Here is an 18,698-nt window from a genome sequence, read left to right as displayed (position 1 = left end):
GTTAGTCTTGTAAAACGTATTGTAAGAGGTCAATTGTCTTGAGCCTTTCCTGGGACTGAAGTTTCAACAGCCGATCGCCGGTTCCATCCTTACCCATCTCTTGCACCTTATCTACCTCTAAGCGCCAAAACCGTTGACTGCTACTGACAACTTGTACTGTTCCACCCGAAGGTGCTAATACCATGCCTACCATGCGGTCGCTACGCTGACTAAATTGTAGAGCCTGAGTGCCAATATCCCCACGATTTCCTTGGCGAATGACCTCCACTCGAACCCGTTTCCCGAATCCCATCTCGGAAACCAACAGGATTTGATCCTGGGGATGCGCTACCACACAACCCACCAATTTCTCCTGTTTTCGCAATCTTAGGGCTTGGTAACCCTGAGCCGTGCGTCCTAAAACAGGGACTTGTTCCGAATTCATATCTAGGCGCAAGATCCGCCCCCCCGATGTTGCCAACAATAATTGTGACCCCGGATCTGATAAATATGCATAGTTGAGGCGATCGCCCTCCTTCAACTTCAGCGCCGTTAACCCACTAGCTCGCAGATTGGCAAACTCAGCCAAAGGCAAACGTTTAATCCGTCCCTCCTCCGTTACTAATACTAAATCGAGATCGTCCCCATACTCCGTTAACACAAACTGAGCCACCACATCTGGTGGTTGTCCCGTGCCACTATGGGGCACTAAACTATTGAGGGGAATACCTTGAGACTTACTACTAGTCGGAACCTGACCCACCTTCACCCCATAGCCTTTGCCGTCAACCGTTAACAGCAATAAATCGGCATCCGCTCTTGCTTGATAGGAACTTAACATCGAACTCATCCCCTCACCCCCATCTGGACTCAGCTCAGGGACTCGACGAATATATCCCCCATAGCTAATCTCTAGATAACTGGTTTCCAGAGATAACGATAACTCCTCGATCGCCTGTTGCTCGATAGCCGAAGATTTAGCCTTCTGGGCACTTTTCGATCGCCTAGACGATCCTCCAGATTCCTCGGACTGACTTCTCGAACTCCCCCGCTGCTTAGGTTCAGAGGCAGTTTCCTTAGCGATTTGAATGCGCGTGCGTCGGGGATTATCATAGCGACGCTTAAGGCTCCGAAGTTCTTTTTTCAACGACTTCAGCAATTCCGATCGCTGATTGAGTAATTGCTCCAATTCTTGAATTCGTTGAGTCAGTTGGTCGAACTCAGTTTGTAAATTTTGTTGCTCTAACCCCGTCAACCGACGCATCGGCATCGCTAACAAAGCATCGGCTTGAGCCGGTTGTAGGTCTAACTGTTCTTGAAGTTGGGCTTTAGCCGTTGTACCATCGGCTGCATTTCTGAGAATAGCGATCGCCCGATCTAAATTCGTTAAAGCTAATAACAATCCTTCCAGAATATGGCAGCGTTTGCGCGTTTGTTCCAACTCATGGGTATATTGCCGAGTTAAAGTTTGTTCCCGAAAACTCAGGAATTCTTGCAGCACTTCACGCAAACTCAACTGCTGGGGAGTCCCATCCACCAGAGCCAAGAAAATTGCCCCAAAATTAGTTTGTAAAGGGGTTTGATGATACAGATGGGCTAAGACTTTACTGGGTTGGGCATCCGTTTTCAACTCCAATACTACCCGCATTCCGGTGCGATCGCTCTCATCGCGAATATCCGAAATGCCCTCTAACTTCCCATGATTGACCAGATCGGCCACTTTCTCAATCCATCCCGCCTTATTCACCTGATAAGGCAACTCCGTCACGATAATACAATCGCGGATACGCTTGCGTTTCCCCGGTTGAATTTTCTCAATCGTTGCCACCCCGCGCATAGGAATACTACCTTTTCCCATCCGATAAGCACTCTCAATTCCCTCTCGATCCACAATCACCCCACCCGTAGGAAAATCCGGTGCAGGAATCTTCTGCATTAACTTCTCATCCGACAGTTCTGGATTATCAATTAAAGCAATTAACCCATCGACTATTTCCCCCAAATTATGGGGAGGAATATTCGTCGCCATCCCTACCGCAATCCCCGAACAGCCATTGAGCAGTAAAATCGGCAATTGCGCCGGTAGCACTACCGGTTCCGCTTGAGAGTTATCGAAATTAGGAATAAAATCTACCGTAGACTCGCTAATTTCCGCTAATAGACTCTCATGACTAATCGGAGAGAGGCGCGTTTCCGTATAGCGCATAGCTGCCGGCGGATCGTTATCCACCGAGCCAAAATTCCCATGACCTGCCAATAACGGATAGCGACAGGAAAAATCTTGTACCATCCGCACCAGAGCATCATAGACTGCCTGATCTCCATGGGGATGATATTTACCCAATACATCTCCCACCACCCGCGCGCATTTACGATAGGGGCGATCCGGGGTTAATCCCAATTCATGCATGGCGTATAAAATACGCCGATGAACTGGTTTTAAGCCATCTCGGACATCTGGGAGGGCACGGCCAACAATGACACTCATGGCATATTCAAGATAAGACCTCTCCATCTCGGTATGTAAGGCAGTCGGAATAATTTGTTCGCTCTGGAAAAGTCGAAGTTGTTTAGCCATGGGTTGAATGAAGGTAAGGGTGAACTCAGGGGTAAGAATGCTCTATAACTGTAGGTTTCTAGGGTACACCTGACGGAGGGTAGATGGGCAAAAAATGGCAAGCGATCGCCCCATCAATTCGGGTTTGTCGTCTTTCTCTTGTAAAATAAGAGAGAAAACCTAAATACCAAAAGTAACGGATGTGAGGCAGAATGAATCTACATGAGATAGTGCAGGTGAGCATCATTGGCATCAGCTCGGTAAAAGTAGAACACAGCAATTAGGGGGAGATGGGTCGCTCAATCTATTCCTCATTCCTCTCTATCTATGCAAGAGTAGGGCTTGTCTCATACACTCATATAGGTGTATCTAGACAGTAGTATTTAGCCAAGCATATGGCAACTGGGAATCTGAGCCTTTATCTATCCTGGAGTTGAAAACTAAGAGAACCTATTATGAAAACTGTTCTAATCGTAGAAGACGATCCCATTAATGCACGGGTTTTCTCTAAAATCCTCACCAAACGTGGTGGACTAAATGTTAAGCATACCGAAAATGTCGATGAGGTGATGGAGATTGTCAGCCAAAAAGCAGCAGATATTATTCTGATGGATGTGTCCTTATCCAATAGTGTGTATCAGGGTAAATCAGTGGATGGTATTAAGATTACCCAAATGATTAAAGCAGACATGAATACATCAGCAATTCCGATTATTCTCGTGACAGCCCATGCGATGCAGGGCGATCGCGAGAACTTCCTCCAGCAAAGTGGAGCAGATGCCTATATCTCCAAACCCGTGATCGATCATCAGGAGTTTGTGGATAAAATTAAATCTTTACTGCCCGAGGATTGAGACCCTGGTATTCATGGCTTTGGGAGGGAGTTTAAGTGTTCTCTTGGCTCGATCAAAGAAAGACTAAAATCATCCTGAGTTGGCTAGTCGGTTGGACTTTAGTCTGCTTTTGGGGCGTGTTTCCAGTGACTGGGCAGACCCCCCCTGTACCCGCAACAGAATTGCGTGGGGTGTGGTTAACTAATGTCGATAGTGAGGTTCTGTTTTCGAGAGATCGCCTCACGGATGCTCTAGAACAACTCGATCGGCTCCATTTTAATACGATTTATCCGACGGTTTGGAATGATGGGTATACCCTCTATCCGAGTGTAGTCGGAAAGGAGGTAACCGGCCGTTCGGTCCTCAAGATCCCCGGCTTACAGAAGAGGGATATGCTCGCCGAAGTTATCGAGCAGAGCCATCAACGGGGCATGAGTGTGCTACCGTGGTTGGAATTTGGCTTTATGGCTCCAGCCGAATCTGAGTTAGTCAAGCGTCACCCGGATTGGATTACCAACCGTGCAGATGGTTCCCAAGTGGTGATGCAAGGAATTCATCCACGGGTATGGTTAAATCCCGTTCATCCCCAAGTCCAGCAGTTGATGGTAGATTTAGTGACTGAATTGGTGACCCACTACGATATTGATGGGATTCAGTTAGACGATCATTTTGGTTTGCCCGTAGAGTTGGGCTATGATGCCTATACTCGGCAAGTTTATCAATCGGAGCATAACGGCCAACTGCCGCCAGAGAATCCAGAAGATGAAGCCTGGATACGCTGGAGGGCCGATCGCATCACCATAGTAATGGAACGGATTTTTGCGGCTGTTAAAAGTAAACGCCCCGATGCCATTGTTTCCCTATCTCCGAATCCCCAGCATTTTGCCTATAGTCGCTATCTTCAAGATTGGTTTAGCTGGGAGAGACAAGGGTTTGTCGAAGAATTATTGATTCAAATCTATCGAGATGACCTAGAACGATTTCAAGCCGAGCTGAAGCGACCAGAAGTACAAGTTGCCTTAGCTCATATTCCCGTAGGAATTGGGGTGTTAACAGGACTGAAAAATCGCTCAGTTCCCATGAGCCAAGTTCAGGAACAGGTGGCTGAAGTCAGAAACGGAAAATTTGCTGGGGTCTCCTTCTTTTTCTATGAAACGCTCTGGAATTTGAGTCAGGAATCTTCCCAAAATCGACAAACCGACTGGAAAAGCATCTTTCCCCAGCCGGCTGCGCGTCCCAGCATTTTGCACTGCTGGCAGTAATTAATACTTGTTACTAACGTTGCTGGTGAAATTCCGCCTCAGATAGTTGTGCAAGGGTTTCCTGGATTCTCGGAGTTTCCAAAAAGGTTTTCGTATCGGCTAAGAGACGATCTCCCCAAAGATTAGCTTCCAGAAACTCCAGATCCGCATAAGCTGGGTCAAGTTCAAGAGCGGCGGCTCCCATTCTCAGTCCTTGTTCGCGATCGCCATTCATATACAAAGCAACGGCCAAAGCTAACTGGGGTTCAGCCGCATCCGGTTCAATGCTCACCGCTTTACGCCAGGAGGCGATCGCCCGATCGACCTGCCCCTGTTCATACTCAATCAAGCCAATATTATTAATCCCTGGCCAAAACTCCTCATCTTGGCGAATTGCCTTTTCATATTGGGCGATCGCATCACTCCAGCGATTGAGCTTATAGTAAGCATTCCCCAAATCAAACAGGGCCGCCAGTTGATCGGGTTTAATCCTCAACCCTTCTTTGAGATAATCGGCCGCCCTTTGGTAGTCCTCATTTTGGAAATGGGCCGAACCTAACGTAAACAAAACTAACTCATTCTTCGGTTCGAGCGATCGGGCCTTCTCTAAAGTCTCAATCCCCCGCCCTACATCATCCGTTTGCAAATACAAACGACCGAGCAAAAACCAAGCCCGGATATCCTCCGGTAAAAGCTGAACGGCCAACTGAGCGCGAGGAAGAGCAGGTTCATATTGTTGGAACTGGGCCAGTTGTTCCGCTTGTCGAGCTAACTTAATCCCCTCTTCCTCCAACTCTTCCCGCTCTAACTGTAAAGTATGGGGAACGATCGCCTGACCCCAGGCTGGTTGCAGACCACCCCACCCACTCCACAAGCACACCAACAAAGCATAATAAATAGGTTTTGGCACAACACAAGCCTCAGACAACATAACTCACAGACCACTCTTTACAATTTTAACTAAGATTGAGGGTTTGCCCAACTTCCAGTTGAGATCTCTATTGCTCTTTACGAGCATTTGTGAACCCATCTAGAATAAAAACAAATTTATTTCTTCTAGGATTGAGTTGCTCTTGGATGTCTTTCTCAGCCAATCTGCTCAGTTCCGATCGCAATGGGTGCCCTTTCATGGAGCGTTATCTCCGGCAAATCTACCACCAACAAGCCACTGGTGAGTTAATTGTTACCGCTCAAGATCAAACTTGGCACTTATTTTTTTATCTAGGTCATCTACTCTATGCTACCGGGGGAATGCATCGCAGCCGCCGATGGTATCGGTATATTAAGCTGTTTTCCGTTGATTGGAGCGAGATCGAACTCAAAAAGCCCACAGGCATGTGGGAGTATTATCTGCTGCGCTATGCTCTACAGCAACACCAAATCAACCTCAATCAAGCTCAATCTGTGATTGCCTATAGTGCCATTGAAATTTTATTTACCCTACTCAACCAACCCTCTAATGACGTTTCCAGTCGTTGGAAACCCAGCCAACGGTTATCGGGCAATACAGCGACTCCGCGATCGTCCCTAGCTTTAAAAATTCCGCCCTTAATTCAAAGAACTCAAAGCTTATCGAAGCAATGGCAGAATATGGAATTAACGTCTCTGTCTCCCGATTTAGCTCCCATGTTAAAACGGGAACTTCCTAAACGAGTCAACGCTGAAACCTCAACCAAGTTAATTGAGCTATTCAATGGGGAAAATCCCATTTGGGATATTGCCTTGGAAATGAAGCAATCCCTCTATACCTTATCTCGCAGTATCCGTCATTTTTGGAAACAAGGGATTATTGAGTTTCAATCCTTACCCGATCTGAATCCACCCGTTTCTTGGACAACCCCTAGGATGGATCAAACCCTCAATGGGGAATCCGATACCCCAATTTCTGGCCCCCTAGTTGCTTGTATTGATGATAGTCCCTTAGTTGGCCATGCTTTAGGCCATATTTTGATTCCTGCCGGGTATCAATTACTCAAAATCCATGACCCCATTTCTGGCATTGCCCAATTGGCCAAACACAAACCGGATCTGATTTTATTGGATGTAGTGATGCCGACAGTAACCGGCTATAATTTGTGCAGTTTTTTGCGGCAAACGTCCTTGTTTAGTGATACTCCCATTATTATTCTGACCAGTCGGGATCATATCATCGATCGCACTAAGGCGAAGTTGGCAGGGGCAACGGATTTTTTGACAAAACCCGCTAAACCGGAGCAACTGCTCAAGTTAATCGAAAAACATATTAACCCCATTTCCCCCGTAACTGAATCATGAATAAACCGGCGAAGTGGTGGGTGGGATTGGTTTTGGGGTTTGGCATTTTAACGATCGCCACTTCGGCCGTCTTTATCCGCTTGTGTCTTGAGTCTGCGGGAATGGCAGGAGCTGGATTTAGTTTGGTGCTGGCTGCTTTACGCTTGGCAATAGCTTCAGTTCTTTGTCTTCCCCTGTGGAAAGGTGTTCAGCATAATAAAGCTTCACGACAAGCTTGGCAATGGGCGATCGCCGCTGGATTTTGTTTGGCCATCCACTTTTCCCTATGGATCGCGTCTTTATCCTATACCTCAATTGCAGCTTCTACCACCTTAGTCACCACCAACCCCATTTGGGTTGCCTTAATTCTCTGGGTTTGGCAAGGCAAACGACCCACTCAACTCACAATTGTGGGCATCATCATTGCCTTAACTGGGGGAATGCTGATTGCGTTTGGAGGAGAAAGCACTACCCCAACTGGCTCCCTGTCTCTGCTGGGTAATGCTTTAGCCTTAATGGGAGCTTGGTCCGCCAGTTTTTATCTAATTCTCGGACAACAAGCCCAACAGGAAGGATTAGGTTTAGGTCATTATATCGCGACTGTTTATACCCTCGCCGCCCTATGTCTACTCCCGATTCCCTTACTCTTGGGCGCTCCTTATGCCGGTTATCCTATTGATGTGTATCTCTATATTGCTCTGATGGCGACCCTTCCCCAACTCATGGGTCATACCTCCTTGAATTGGTCTGTTCGTTGGATTTCACCAACCACCGTTGCTCTGGCTATTCTCTGTGAACCCATAGGGGCAACTTCGCTCGGTTATTTTATATTTGCCGAAGTGCCCACCCCATTCGTGTTTGGGGGAGCCGTGATTTTGCTATTCGGTGTTGCCTTAGCCATTTGGGGAGAAGGGAAAAGGAGCCAAAATTATTGACCAAACTCAAGACGAGCTTGTTCGACTAAATCAGCGGTAACGATCTCCGAGTCGGACTCGCGGGCAAGTTGTTCAATGCGGCCTCTGGCTTGCGATCGCACAAAATAAGGAATATTTTTCAGTTTAACCTCAGCCTCAGCCGTCCACTCTAATTCATACATTTTGCTCTACCTCTGCCATCAGTCTCCTCTATTTTAAGCTGTTTCACCCCTGTAGGAGCAAAAATATGCAAGCCCCTACTTTCGTCCATACTTTTGACGAATGCGACTCACTTGCTCTTGAAATTGAGCGCCCTTCTCTGGATTCACCATGGTCACAAAATTGGCAAATCCTTGAATTGAAGCCAACACATTTCCAGAATGTCCCCAATGTTTGCCTTCTAACCCCTGAGTTTCAATTTGGTGTAGGGTAGCGCGAAATTTTCTCAGGGTTTTGCGGTCTATATTTAACCCTTCGTTGACCACAATTCCCGTAACATCCAGTTGGCAAGATTTACGGCGCAAAATCCGTGTTTTCTCCGGATGGAGGGTAAAACTTTCGTAATCAATAATTGATTCTGTACGGCGCAAAATCCTACAGATATTTCTGAGGACATCACCAGAAGCCGAAAAGGTGAGATCGTCGGCATAGCGGGTATAGGTAAAGCCCAATTCATCCACCATCTGGGTTAAGCGCTGATCTAAACGACGACAAATGAGATTAGAAATAGCAGGACTCGCTGGAGAGCCTTGGGGAAGATGTCGTTGATTGAGGGCAATATAATAAGTTTGGCCATCTAAGCTAACTTCTTCCACGTCTGGAGCAGTACAGATGAGAGCTAAAATGGTTGCCACCGCTTCCGAATAGCCCAAGGAGCGAAATAAACCTTTCACCCGGCGATACGAAATAGAGGGGAAAAAGTCTTTAAGGTCTAAATTAATCACCACTTCTGCTCTCACATGGGGGGTTGCATTCGTAATGATGGAGCGATCGCGGCAAAAGCCATGGGCCGCCTCATGAACCGGAATCTTCTCTAAAATCTGACTCAAAATCCAGTATTGCGCCCGTTTTAATCGGGGCATGGGCACAGAAATCAAGCGTTCACCCCCCGTCTTTTTAGGCATTTTGAAGCGGATATAATGGGATACAGTTGCCGTTTTCCGGTCAAAGGCCAAAAATCTTAGCTCGCCCAACGTAATCCCCATTTCTTGGGCAATATCGGCGGCTGTTGCCAGTTGAGGCAGTCCATGCCGATCGAGTTCTGAGAGGTTGCTTTGCTGCTCTCCTAAACCCCCAGAAACCTCTTCCCCTAAATAAACAATCTCCTGTTGTTGACGCTCTTGCCAAGCTTGTGCCCTTGCTTGTCTTTCCTCTTCCCGTCTTTGTTTCGTTTCTTCCCGTTTCCGGCGAGATTCTGCTAACCGTTGTTTTCGCAATTGCCGACGGATGGCTTGTTCATCTTGCAGTTGACGGTTTTTCTGTCGTAGCTCACTCAGTTGCTGATACAGTTCTGAACGACGGCGAATTTCATCGGCTGGATCTTGAGGAAGTTCTCCCTGTTCGGGCCAAAATCCATAGCGAATCATTTCTTCGAGGATGAAGGCTTCACGACCCATTTTGCGAATGCGATCGTAGAGTTCTTGGCGGGTACGAGGTTGATCGGACATGGTGATGAGCCAGAAGTGTTGAAAGTTAGCTTAATATCGAAAAAAAGAAGATAAAATGTTGTAATCTATTCTCAAAGATATAAAGAAATCAATTCAATGCTAGCCTCCTTTTCATCCCGAGTCAAACCCATCATCAAGTCATTGTCTACTCATGAACATAAAGTTTTTAAGTCTCGAATCTTCTTTGAAATCGGGTTAAACTTCCTACTTTATAGGACTTTGAAAAGTGGCAGAGACTGATATCCAATTTCCTGAATCAATGATAAACTACCCTAACTGAATATTTTTTCACATTTCATGCTTGATCGACCCTCTTGGATTTACATTGCTGCCCCATTATTTACAGAAGCAGAGCAAGAATTCAACGCTAAATTAGCCCAACGATTAAAATCAGCAGGACATACTGTCTTCTTACCCCAAGAAGAAACCAAAGGCTTGACTCAAACTGAAGAGATATTTAAGTGGTGTTTGTATGGACTGAATCATTCCCATCTAGTATTAGTAATTTTAGATGGTGCAGACGCAGATTCTGGGACTTGCTTTGAAGTTGGATTCGCCTACGCTAAGAAATTACCCATTGTAGGTTTACGAACAGATTTCAGAGGAACTGGAGATGACTGGGGACTTAATTTAATGTTACTTCAAAGTTGCAATCATGTACTCCTAGCTCAACGGAATCTACCCACTCAAATCCCCCCTAACATTACTCTAATTTCTCCAGGAGAAGATTATGTTCCTATTTTACTCAAAATTATCGAATAATTCGGCTGAACAAATCCGGGCTTAAATATCATAAGATTGTGCATCTAAATTTTCAAGTTGAAGATCGATTGAATCTTCTTCAAGCAAGAGGGAAGGATTTTGGACTAAAAACGGGAGTCCAGCACCTTTCAACCCTCGTTTAATTAGTTCAGGTGTTTCTAGAAATAGGAGAAAAATAGGCAAAATCTTGTCCGCACCTTCACTAATAATATGAGAAGAATTCAGAGGCATAACCCACTGATAATCTCCATCTAACCAAACTTGAGTTTGTCGCCATCTTCCCAAGAGATCGGAAAAATCTTCACCTGGCCGATGAATAAAGACAAAAATTTCCACGCCAGTCTTAATTTTCCACTCTGGATCGCACATTAAGAAACCCAGATCGCAGGGCAGCCGTGTTAATCCAATTGGAGGCTGATGAATCCCTTGAGAGATAATTTTTCTCGGTTTTAAATCCACAATAGGAAAGGGGATAGAAATTAAGCTCTCTTCTGGTCGTCGGAGACTCGGCAGAAATTCCACATAGGGGCGATACTGACGCAACAAGGCGATCGCCGACTTGAGATTACTGTATTCTGCTAATAGGGCTTCATAATGGGATTTTTTAATTGGCATCGTCTTCAATCATATTGAGTATAACAAACAACAGGGAATTAACCCATCATGTAGATCGCCTTCCCCGTTATCATTCCAGACATTACAAGGTTTCAAACACCTTAAACATGGGTAGGTACATCGCCAGCAAAATCGAACCTACCATCCCCCCAATCACTACAATCATCACGGGTTCAAGCATACTGGTTAACCCTTTGACCGCTTGCTCAACCTCGTCCTCATAGAAGTCAGCGACTTTCATCAGCATTTGGTCAATTTGTCCCGTTTCTTCTCCAATACTAATCATTTGAATTGCTAGAGCAGGAAATACTTTGTACCGATCAAGAGCCGTGCTAATCATCCCCCCACCTTGGATTTCTTGGCGGGACGCTTCCACGGCATCAGCAATGGTCTGATTTCCAGAAGTATCGCGAACAATTTCTAAAGAGGTTAAGATGGGAACCCCTGCACGGGATAGAGTTCCGAAAGTCCGGCAAAACCGAGCCGTTGCCGTTTTCTTAATCAAATCCCCAAATAAAGGCACTTTCAGGAACTGCTTATCCATGATTTTTTTGCCTTGAGGGGTTTTGTACCAGTTATCGTAAACAACCTTGAGGACAATTAAGATTACTAATAGGGTCACTGACTTTGCCGGGGAAGTTAGAAAAGCACTAATGTGGAGCATCATCTGTGTAAATGCCGGTAACTCTACCCCAATATCGGCAAAGATATTGGCAAATGTAGGAATCAAAAATACCGTTAAGGCAACGAAAATAATCACAGCCAGAGTTCCTACAGTTGTTGGATAAGACATGGCTGATTTAATTTGGTTTTGCAGCCGAGCCGAATCTTCCAGTAACTTGGCTAGACGGTTGAGTACATCATCAAGTACCCCCCCAACTTCTCCAGCAGAGACCATCGCTACATAGAGGTCATCATAGCAATCAGGGTGTTTACCCATAGACTCAGATAAACTTGACCCCTCTTGCACTTCCGCTGAAATTTGTTTCAATGCCCTTTTGAGTTTAGGGTTTTCACATTGTTCGGTTAAAACACCTAGACAGCGCACCATTCCCACGCCAGCATTGACCATCGCGGAAAACTGCCTGGAAAAGATGGCTTTATCTTTTACGGTGACACTAGCCGTCGCCGCAGCAAAGTTTTCGTTTAACTCATCCATGTCAAGGTTAGCAAAGTCAATTCCAAACAGTGGGGCTTTTTTGACTTCGCCGACCTCTAAACCTCGACTGAGTAATTCAGCACGAGCTGCACCAAGTGAGGCTGCTTTAACAGTTTCTCGCTTGGCATTTCCCATCGAGTCTCGAACATCAGCAACAAATTCAGGCATGGTTCATTATTCTTGAAATCATTGGGGTGGGCACATTGAGGTTAGAAGCAAGATTAGAGTTTTTGTTTGGCCGGTTGAACCAAACGCATCAACTCATCGACTTTATTACATTTACCGATCGCATCTTCGTAGGAGACTTTGCCATCATTAACCAGTTTTGCCAAAGCCATCTCCATGGTTTGCATCCCCATTTTCCCACCCGTTTGAATCGCTGAGTAAATTTGAGTTGTTTTTCCTTCCCGAATCAAGTTGGCAATAGCCGGGGTATTCACCATAATCTCCTGAGCCGCACAGCGTCCACCACCAACTTTCTGCACTAAATTTTGGGAACAAACTCCCACCATAGATCCTGACATTTGGGCCCGAATTTGGGGCTGTTGAATCGGAGGGAACACATCTAATAGCCGGTCAATCGTACCTGCCGCATTATTCGTGTGCATAGTTCCAAAGACCAAGTGACCCGTTTCTGCTGCCGATACCGCTAGACCAATGGTTTCTAAGTCCCGCATTTCTCCCACCAGAATGATATCTGGATCTTCCCGCAAAGCAGCTTTGAGTGCGTTGGAGAAACTCTTCGTATCTTCTCCCCGTTGCCGTTGGTGAAACAAACTTTTAATGTTAGGAAAGACATACTCAATCGGATCTTCTACCGTCAGAATATGTTCAGCACGGGTGCGATTAATCAAGTCCAAAATCGCCGCCATGGTTGTTGTTTTACCCGATCCAGTTTGTCCCGTCACCAAAACCATACCCCGAGGTCGTTCTGACATTTCCCGCATGATTTCCGGAACACCCAACTTCTCAAAATTAGGAATTTTGGACGCTAATGCCCGCAAACAAGCCGCATAACAGCCCCGTTCGCGATACACATTCACCCGGAACCGAGAGAGTCCTTTGACCCCATAGGCACAGTCTAACTCCCAGGTTTGTTCTAAATCTTTACGCTGGTTATTGTTGAGCATCGAAAAGATCAACCGCTGACAGTCTGGCCCATCAAGCATTTCCCCAAACTGAGGCTGGGGAGTTAATTTACCACTAATGCGAAAATAGATCGGCGCACCCGCTTGAATGTGCATATCCGATCCTCCTTGTTCAACCAAGGATTCCATCACATCTTCAATCATATAACTCATCAGTTTTTTTCCTCAATCTTTGGTAATAGTTAACATCAAGCCAGAGTTCTCTGGCTAGAAAAGGGTAAGATTAATCACTAAAACGCGGGGTCATACAATAGGGGCAGTCGATCCATTCTTGTTGAAGTCCAGCTCCACAGACTCGACAGGTTAGCCCCGCTTTTCGTTTGGCCTTGAGTTCTGCCTCTAAACCACTATCGGTAAAGGTTACCCGCTCTACTTCTTCCAGAGTAGTCGATCCTTCCCGCACCAGGTTTAAGCTGTAGGCTAACAGGGTAACCATGCCTTCTTCTACGGCTGCTTCTTTAATGCGTTCAGTGGGTGCGCCTTGGTTAATCAGCACTTGTAGATTTTCAGTCACCCGCAGGAGTTCATAAACCCCACAACGCCCTTTATAGCCGACACCGTTACATTTAGGACAAAGTTCTCCTTGCTCTTTCAAGGCCGCCCGTTCATCGGGAGCGATGGTATTGGCTTTGTAGAGGGTTAAATTTCCTTCTTTAGCTGCTGATAGACCAAAGCGAGAGAGTTCCTCTGGACTTGGGGTATAGGGAATGCGACATTCACTACAGACTCGTCGCATCAGCCGTTGGGCAACGACTCCTAGGAGTGCCCCAGAGACCATAAACGGTTCTACACCCATTTCATCTAAACGGGCGATCGCACCGGATGCATCATTGGTATGCAAGGTCGTCAATACCAAGTGTCCGGTCAGAGCGGCTTCAATTGCTGTTTTTGCCGTTTCCTTATCCCGCGTTTCCCCCACCAGAATCACATCCGGATCTTGCCGCAAGAACGCTCGCAGAATGGCGGAAAAGTCCATGTTCTTTTCTCGAATCACCTGTACCTGGTTAATTCCTGGCAGGGCATATTCAATCGGGTCTTCAGCCGTGGAAATATTAATTCCGGGATCGTTGCGTTCAGCTAAAATCGAATACAACGTCGTTGATTTACCCGACCCTGTCGGCCCAGTCACCAAAATAAGTCCAAAGGGGCGAGAAGCCATATCACGCACCATTTCCAAGGTTTCTGGACTGGTAATTAATTTATCCAAACCCAACTGCGTCGAGGAGTTATCCAAGATCCGCAGTACAATTTTTTCACCATAACGGGCTGGCAGGGTATTCACCCGAAAGTCTACTTTACGACCTTGGAAAATCCGCCGAATCCGACCATCTTGGGGTTTACGTCGTTCAGCAATATCGAGATCGGCAATAATTTTGAATCGGGATGTAATAGCTGGGACAATCTTTTTCGGAAAGGGAGGAAAGGGCTGTTGCAAGACCCCATCCTTACGAAAGCGAACCCGCAGATTTTCCTCTTGGGGTTCTACATGAATATCGGAGACTCCATCCGATAGAGCTTTCGCCAGAATCTGGTTAACCGCCTTAATCACGGGGGCACTTTCGGCATCTCCGAGTGCTTTATTCAGGTCAGCATCAGAGACTTCATCATCTTCTCCTTCTTCGAGATCGCCATCCCCAAATTGACTAATATCAATTTCTAACTGTTTAGAATCTACTTTTTTGGGATCGGGTGCTTTTTTAACTTGTTCGTCTAGATACTTGGAGATAATCGCTTGAAAATCTTCTGGGGTAATCACCATGCGATTCATGGTGAGTCCTTGGGGACGCAACACTCGATTCAGGTCATCCTGAGCGGCTAAGTTATCTGGATCGACTAAAGCCACCAATACGGCAGGCGGATTAGCATTATTTTTAGAGAGGGGAACTAATTGATAACGGCGACACAGATCTAATGGAATTAAGGTATCAATGAGTTCATTGACCTGATTCGTATCAATTTCATTAATTTCCGGATCGAGGGAATCAACACCGTATAGAATTTTAAGTTCAAAAAGCTGTTGCTTTTTGTACTGACGAATTAGATCTGGGGAAAGTTGCTTACCCGTGAGTTGTTCTACTAGATCGGTCAGCGATCGCTTACTTTTCCGGCTTTCCACCAGAGCCTTTTCCATGTCCTGCTTCTCAATAAAGCCAGACTGTACCAGTTTATTGCCAAAGGGAGAGAGATTATTCGCAACAGCAATTAAGGCTTTAGATTGCTGTCGGCGCGACGAGATGGGGGATTTGGTCATGGGGGGTGGAGATCTCCTCTAAATATGAATTAATTTAAGATAGCCTCATCAAGAAACTACGGATTTCTGAGGAATAGCATAGAGGGTGCTTGCAGCTAATCCTTCCATGCTACTATTATGCATGTTACCCAATGGTGAAAGGAAACGACCAGCTTGAGATCCGCTTCTGGAACAAAACTTAAGCCAAATATTTCTTCCATCGTCCCGTCAAACCGTCAAAAGACAGGATAAGCTAAAAAACTAGAGCTACGGCGATTGATGAAGATTCAGCATCTTTCCCGGAGTGATGATTGCATGATGTAGCGAGTCAGATTAGGTTAACCCCAATGATCGATGAGTCCAAGCCAGTAGAAACTTCTCAGAATCCCAACCCCGAAGACCTCTTGAATCAGGCAGAAAATCCAGCTAGTGTTTCTGCACAAGAGCCAGAAACCCCTAGTCCGGAAGTGGACAATGGAGCAGAACCGGCTCAAGTTCAGGAAGATAGTGCTTCTGAAGGAATAGATCCATCTTCAGAAACCTCCTCAGAGACAACCGATCCAGCAGCCCATCAAGCGGATGTTGCACAAGCAGCCTTGCTAGCCGAAGTCCTAGCCAGTAAGGAATTGGAATTAGACAGTATAAAACAGAGTTACGAGGAAGTTAAAGCTCAATACCAACGTTTAGGAGCTGACTTTGATAACTTCCGCAAACGGACACAAAAAGAAAAGGGGGAATTAGAAGATCAGACCAAGTGTAAGACCCTACAAGAATTGCTACCAGTAGTGGACAACTTTGAGCGGGCGCGATCGCAAATTAAACCCCAAAATGATGGGGAAATGACGATCCACAAAAGTTATCAAAGTGTCTACAAACAATTAGTAGACTGTCTCAAACGCATCGGCGTTTCTCCCATGCGAGCAGAAGGTAAAGAATTTGACCCCAATCTCCATGAAGCAGTGATGAGAGAGGCAACCTCAGAATATGCTGAAGGCACAGTGACTGAAGAATTGATGCGAGGCTATCTCCTCAATGACCGAGTATTACGCCATGCCATGGTTAAGGTAGCGGCTGCGCCAGAAGATGAACCCGAACCCCCCGTCGAGGAAGCAACCGAACCAACGAACGAACCGGAAGCTGAAGAGAGTGAGAGCTAAAAGGGCAATCTAAAATTAACAGTAATTGGTAAAGGAAGGGGAAATCAGATCGACTTCAAGTCAAAATCAAACTTGATTGCGCGATCCCTAACCAATCACCAATTATTTCCATTCTTAATTTCAAGGCAGCTGAACATGGGAAAAGTTATTGGGATTGATTTAGGCACAACCAATAGTTGTGTATCGGTATTAGAGGGAGGTCAACCTGTTGTGATCTCCAATGCAGAAGGGGGCAGAACTACCCCCAGTATGGTCGGCTTTGGCAAAGCTGGCGATCGCCTGATCGGTCAACTGGCCAAACGCCAAGCTGTCACCAACGCCGAAAACAGTATCTATAGCATCAAACGGTTTATCGGTAGGCGCTGGGACGACACCGAAATGGAACGCTCCCGTGTCCCCTACAAATGTATCCAAGGTCGGGATAGCACGGTCGATGTGCAAGTGCGAGGGCGTAACTACACCCCCCAAGAAATTTCCGCCATGATCCTACAAAAACTCAAACAGGACGCGGAAAACTACCTGGGAGAACCCGTTACCGAAGCCGTAATTACCGTTCCAGCCTACTTTACCGATGCGCAACGGCAAGCCACCAAAGACGCAGGGAACATCGCGGGTTTAGAAGTCCAACGCATTATCAATGAACCCACCGCTGCTGCCCTCTCCTACGGTCTTGACAAACAAGACCAAGAACAACTTATCCTTGTCTTTGATCTCGGTGGCGGAACCTTCGATGTCTCCATTCTCCAACTCGGTGATGGAATCTTTGAAGTCGTCGCCACCTCTGGAAATAACCATTTAGGCGGCGACGACTTCGATAACTGCATCGTCACCTGGATGATCGAAGAATTCAAAGACCAAGAAGGGATCGATCTATCGGTAGATAAAATGGCCCTCCAACGGTTGCGAGAAGCCGCTGAAAAAGCCAAAATCGAACTCTCAAATATGACGGCAACCTCCATCAACTTGCCTTTTATCACTGCTGATGAAACTGGCCCCAAACATCTAGAAATGGAGTTAACCCGCTCTAAATTTGAAGAGTTAGCCCAAGACATGATTCGGGGAACCTTAGAACCAGTAGAGCAAGCCCTTAAAGATGGCGATAAAACCAAAGAAGATATCGATCGCATCATCTTAGTCGGCGGTTCCACTCGCATCCCTGCCGTTCAAGAAGCCCTTTGCCAATACTTTGGTGGCAAAAAACCAGACCGCTCCGTTAACCCCGATGAAGCCGTAGCTCTGGGTGCTGCCATCCAAGGCGGAGTCATGGGAGGAGAAATTAAAGACCTCCTGCTCCTAGATGTTACGCCCCTATCTCTAGGCATTGAAACCCTGGGTGAAGTATTCACCAAAATTATTGAACGCAATACCACCATTCCCACCAGTAAAACCCAAATTTTCTCTACCGCCACCGATGGCCAAACCTCAGTAGAAATCCATGTGCTACAAGGGGAACGAGCAATGGTCACTGATAATAAAAGCCTGGGGAAATTCCAACTGACAGGTATTCCTCCCGCACCGCGAGGTGTACCTCAAATTGAAGTCTCCTTTGAAATTGATGCCAATGGTATCCTCAAAGTATCAGCAAGAGACAAAGGAACTGGACGGGAACAAAGTATCGAAATTACTAATACGGGTGGTTTAAGTCAGACCGAAATAGAAAAAATGCGCATGGAAGCGGAAGTCTATTCCGAATCTGACCGGGTGCGCCGCCAATTAGCCGAACTCAAAAACCAAGCTGAGGGTTTATTCCAGAGTTACTATTCCACCTTAGAACAAAATAGAGACGTAATTCCTGAAGATCTGCAAGTGGAAGCTCAAGGCCGGATTGAGCAACTGCGGGCGAGTTTAGAAGCTCCAGATAGCTCAGTGGAAGCAGTTAAAGAGCAAATGAATGCCCTACAACAAATCCTGTTTACTATTGGCTCATCCGTATATGCAGGTTCAGGTGCTGTTGAGGACTTCACCCAAGGGGAAACAGTGATTGATTCGGCAGCAGAAACCATGGAAAGTCCGGTAGAATCGGAGCAAGAAGAAGACGATTTTAGCTTTGATGAGGAAGACGAAACCGTTTCGGCCGATTATGAAGAAATTGAGTAAAGCCTGAAATTTTTCAGCCTCCTCCTTAAAATTCAGAGAAAACTAAGCTGTCTCCACTCCAAGAGACCGCTATAATAGTGTGCAGT

15 protein-coding genes are annotated in these 18,698 nt (G+C 46.1%); 7 read left to right on the top strand and 8 right to left on the bottom strand.

Translation table 11 applies throughout. The features are described from left to right. Position 1: 1 nt before the first annotated feature. Complete coding sequence (locus tag AC3A14_RS03245; protein WP_318731588.1) at positions 2–2,557, bottom strand: DNA gyrase/topoisomerase IV subunit A; 2,556 nt, start codon at positions 2,555–2,557, stop codon at positions 2–4. Between the two features lie 434 nt (positions 2,558–2,991). Between AC3A14_RS03245 and AC3A14_RS03240 the strand changes: the two genes are divergently transcribed. Together AC3A14_RS03240 and AC3A14_RS03235 are read left to right on the top strand one after the other, a co-directional pair. Continuing rightward, entirely contained in the window at positions 2,992–3,390 is a 399-nt protein-coding gene (locus AC3A14_RS03240; RefSeq protein ID WP_487778907.1) for a response regulator, read from the top strand. Positions 3,391–3,425: 35 nt separating this feature from the next. After that, positions 3,426–4,631 carry a glycoside hydrolase family 10-like protein gene (locus AC3A14_RS03235; RefSeq protein ID WP_318731587.1) on the top strand — a complete coding sequence of 402 codons (1,206 nt, stop codon included), beginning with the start codon at positions 3,426–3,428 and terminating at the stop codon, positions 4,629–4,631. Positions 4,632–4,644: 13 nt separating this feature from the next. Here the strand turns inward: AC3A14_RS03235 and AC3A14_RS03230 are convergent, their stop codons facing one another. Then, positions 4,645–5,520: a tetratricopeptide repeat protein gene (locus tag AC3A14_RS03230; protein WP_318731586.1), complete on the bottom strand. Its 876-nt coding sequence runs from the start codon at positions 5,518–5,520 to the stop codon at positions 4,645–4,647. Between the two features lie 218 nt (positions 5,521–5,738). On the opposite strand from AC3A14_RS03230, the gene AC3A14_RS03225 reads away from it, so the two are divergent. Then, on the top strand, positions 5,739–6,884 hold the full coding sequence (locus AC3A14_RS03225) for a response regulator (RefSeq protein ID WP_318723134.1): 1,146 nt from the start codon (positions 5,739–5,741) through the stop codon (positions 6,882–6,884). Continuing rightward, positions 6,881–7,798 (top strand): DMT family transporter, encoded by a 918-nt coding sequence (locus AC3A14_RS03220; protein WP_318731584.1) that lies wholly within the window; start codon positions 6,881–6,883, stop codon positions 7,796–7,798. The genes AC3A14_RS03225 and AC3A14_RS03220 overlap by 4 nt, the downstream gene beginning before the upstream one ends. Here AC3A14_RS03220 and AC3A14_RS03215 read toward each other — a convergent pair. Together AC3A14_RS03215 and AC3A14_RS03210 are read right to left on the bottom strand one after the other, a co-directional pair. Next, positions 7,792–7,959, bottom strand: coding sequence for a PCP reductase family protein (locus tag AC3A14_RS03215; RefSeq protein WP_318731583.1), 168 nt, complete (start codon positions 7,957–7,959; stop codon positions 7,792–7,794). The genes AC3A14_RS03220 and AC3A14_RS03215 overlap by 7 nt on opposite strands. Positions 7,960–8,034: 75 nt before the next feature. Continuing rightward, positions 8,035–9,444: a reverse transcriptase family protein gene (locus tag AC3A14_RS03210; RefSeq protein ID WP_318731582.1), complete on the bottom strand. Its 1,410-nt coding sequence runs from the start codon at positions 9,442–9,444 to the stop codon at positions 8,035–8,037. Between the two features lie 297 nt (positions 9,445–9,741). Between AC3A14_RS03210 and AC3A14_RS03205 the strand changes: the two genes are divergently transcribed. Further along, the gene (locus AC3A14_RS03205; RefSeq protein WP_318731581.1) at positions 9,742–10,206 is read left to right on the top strand and encodes a nucleoside 2-deoxyribosyltransferase; all 465 of its coding nucleotides are present in this window, start codon (positions 9,742–9,744) and stop codon (positions 10,204–10,206) included. Between the two features lie 21 nt (positions 10,207–10,227). On the opposite strand, the gene AC3A14_RS03200 is transcribed toward AC3A14_RS03205, so the two are convergent. From AC3A14_RS03200 to AC3A14_RS03185, 4 genes are all read right to left on the bottom strand, one after another. Further along, positions 10,228–10,821, bottom strand: coding sequence for a hypothetical protein (locus tag AC3A14_RS03200; RefSeq protein ID WP_318731580.1), 594 nt, complete (start codon positions 10,819–10,821; stop codon positions 10,228–10,230). Between the two features lie 82 nt (positions 10,822–10,903). Continuing rightward, complete coding sequence (locus AC3A14_RS03195; protein ID WP_318698165.1) at positions 10,904–12,148, bottom strand: type II secretion system F family protein; 1,245 nt, start codon at positions 12,146–12,148, stop codon at positions 10,904–10,906. Positions 12,149–12,201: 53 nt separating this feature from the next. Continuing rightward, entirely contained in the window at positions 12,202–13,281 is a 1,080-nt protein-coding gene (locus tag AC3A14_RS03190) for a type IV pilus twitching motility protein PilT (RefSeq protein ID WP_318698164.1), read from the bottom strand. Between the two features lie 70 nt (positions 13,282–13,351). Then, complete coding sequence (locus AC3A14_RS03185) at positions 13,352–15,379, bottom strand: GspE/PulE family protein (protein ID WP_318731579.1); 2,028 nt, start codon at positions 15,377–15,379, stop codon at positions 13,352–13,354. A 326-nt stretch (positions 15,380–15,705) separates the two neighbouring features. On the opposite strand from AC3A14_RS03185, the gene grpE reads away from it, so the two are divergent. After that, positions 15,706–16,515 (top strand): nucleotide exchange factor GrpE, encoded by an 810-nt coding sequence (gene grpE / locus AC3A14_RS03180; RefSeq protein WP_318731578.1) that lies wholly within the window; start codon positions 15,706–15,708, stop codon positions 16,513–16,515. A 135-nt stretch (positions 16,516–16,650) separates the two neighbouring features. Then, entirely contained in the window at positions 16,651–18,612 is a 1,962-nt protein-coding gene (gene dnaK / locus AC3A14_RS03175; protein ID WP_318731577.1) for a molecular chaperone DnaK, read from the top strand. The last annotated feature ends 86 nt before the right edge of the window (positions 18,613–18,698 follow it).

It is taken from the genome of Roseofilum sp. (assembly GCF_982964205.1).
This window is presented reverse-complemented; position numbering and strand designations above follow the sequence as displayed.

Bases quoted from the DNA above. Each gene is read 5' to 3' on its own strand.
- AC3A14_RS03245 (WP_318731588.1), bottom strand. From the start codon at position 2,557: ATGGCTAAACAACTTCGACTTTTCCAGAGCGAACAAATTATTCCGACT.
- AC3A14_RS03240 (WP_487778907.1), top strand. From the start codon at position 2,992: ATGAAAACTGTTCTAATCGTAGAAGACGATCCCATTAATGCACGGGTT.
- AC3A14_RS03225 (WP_318723134.1), top strand. From the start codon at position 5,739: ATGGAGCGTTATCTCCGGCAAATCTACCACCAACAAGCCACTGGTGAG.
- AC3A14_RS03220 (WP_318731584.1), top strand. From the start codon at position 6,881: ATGAATAAACCGGCGAAGTGGTGGGTGGGATTGGTTTTGGGGTTTGGC.
- AC3A14_RS03215 (WP_318731583.1), bottom strand. From the start codon at position 7,959: ATGTATGAATTAGAGTGGACGGCTGAGGCTGAGGTTAAACTGAAAAAT.
- AC3A14_RS03210 (WP_318731582.1), bottom strand. From the start codon at position 9,444: ATGTCCGATCAACCTCGTACCCGCCAAGAACTCTACGATCGCATTCGC.
- AC3A14_RS03205 (WP_318731581.1), top strand. From the start codon at position 9,742: ATGCTTGATCGACCCTCTTGGATTTACATTGCTGCCCCATTATTTACA.
- AC3A14_RS03200 (WP_318731580.1), bottom strand. From the start codon at position 10,821: ATGCCAATTAAAAAATCCCATTATGAAGCCCTATTAGCAGAATACAGT.
- AC3A14_RS03195 (WP_318698165.1), bottom strand. From the start codon at position 12,148: ATGCCTGAATTTGTTGCTGATGTTCGAGACTCGATGGGAAATGCCAAG.
- AC3A14_RS03190 (WP_318698164.1), bottom strand. From the start codon at position 13,281: ATGAGTTATATGATTGAAGATGTGATGGAATCCTTGGTTGAACAAGGA.
- AC3A14_RS03185 (WP_318731579.1), bottom strand. From the start codon at position 15,379: ATGACCAAATCCCCCATCTCGTCGCGCCGACAGCAATCTAAAGCCTTA.
- grpE (WP_318731578.1), top strand. From the start codon at position 15,706: ATGATCGATGAGTCCAAGCCAGTAGAAACTTCTCAGAATCCCAACCCC.
- dnaK (WP_318731577.1), top strand. From the start codon at position 16,651: ATGGGAAAAGTTATTGGGATTGATTTAGGCACAACCAATAGTTGTGTA.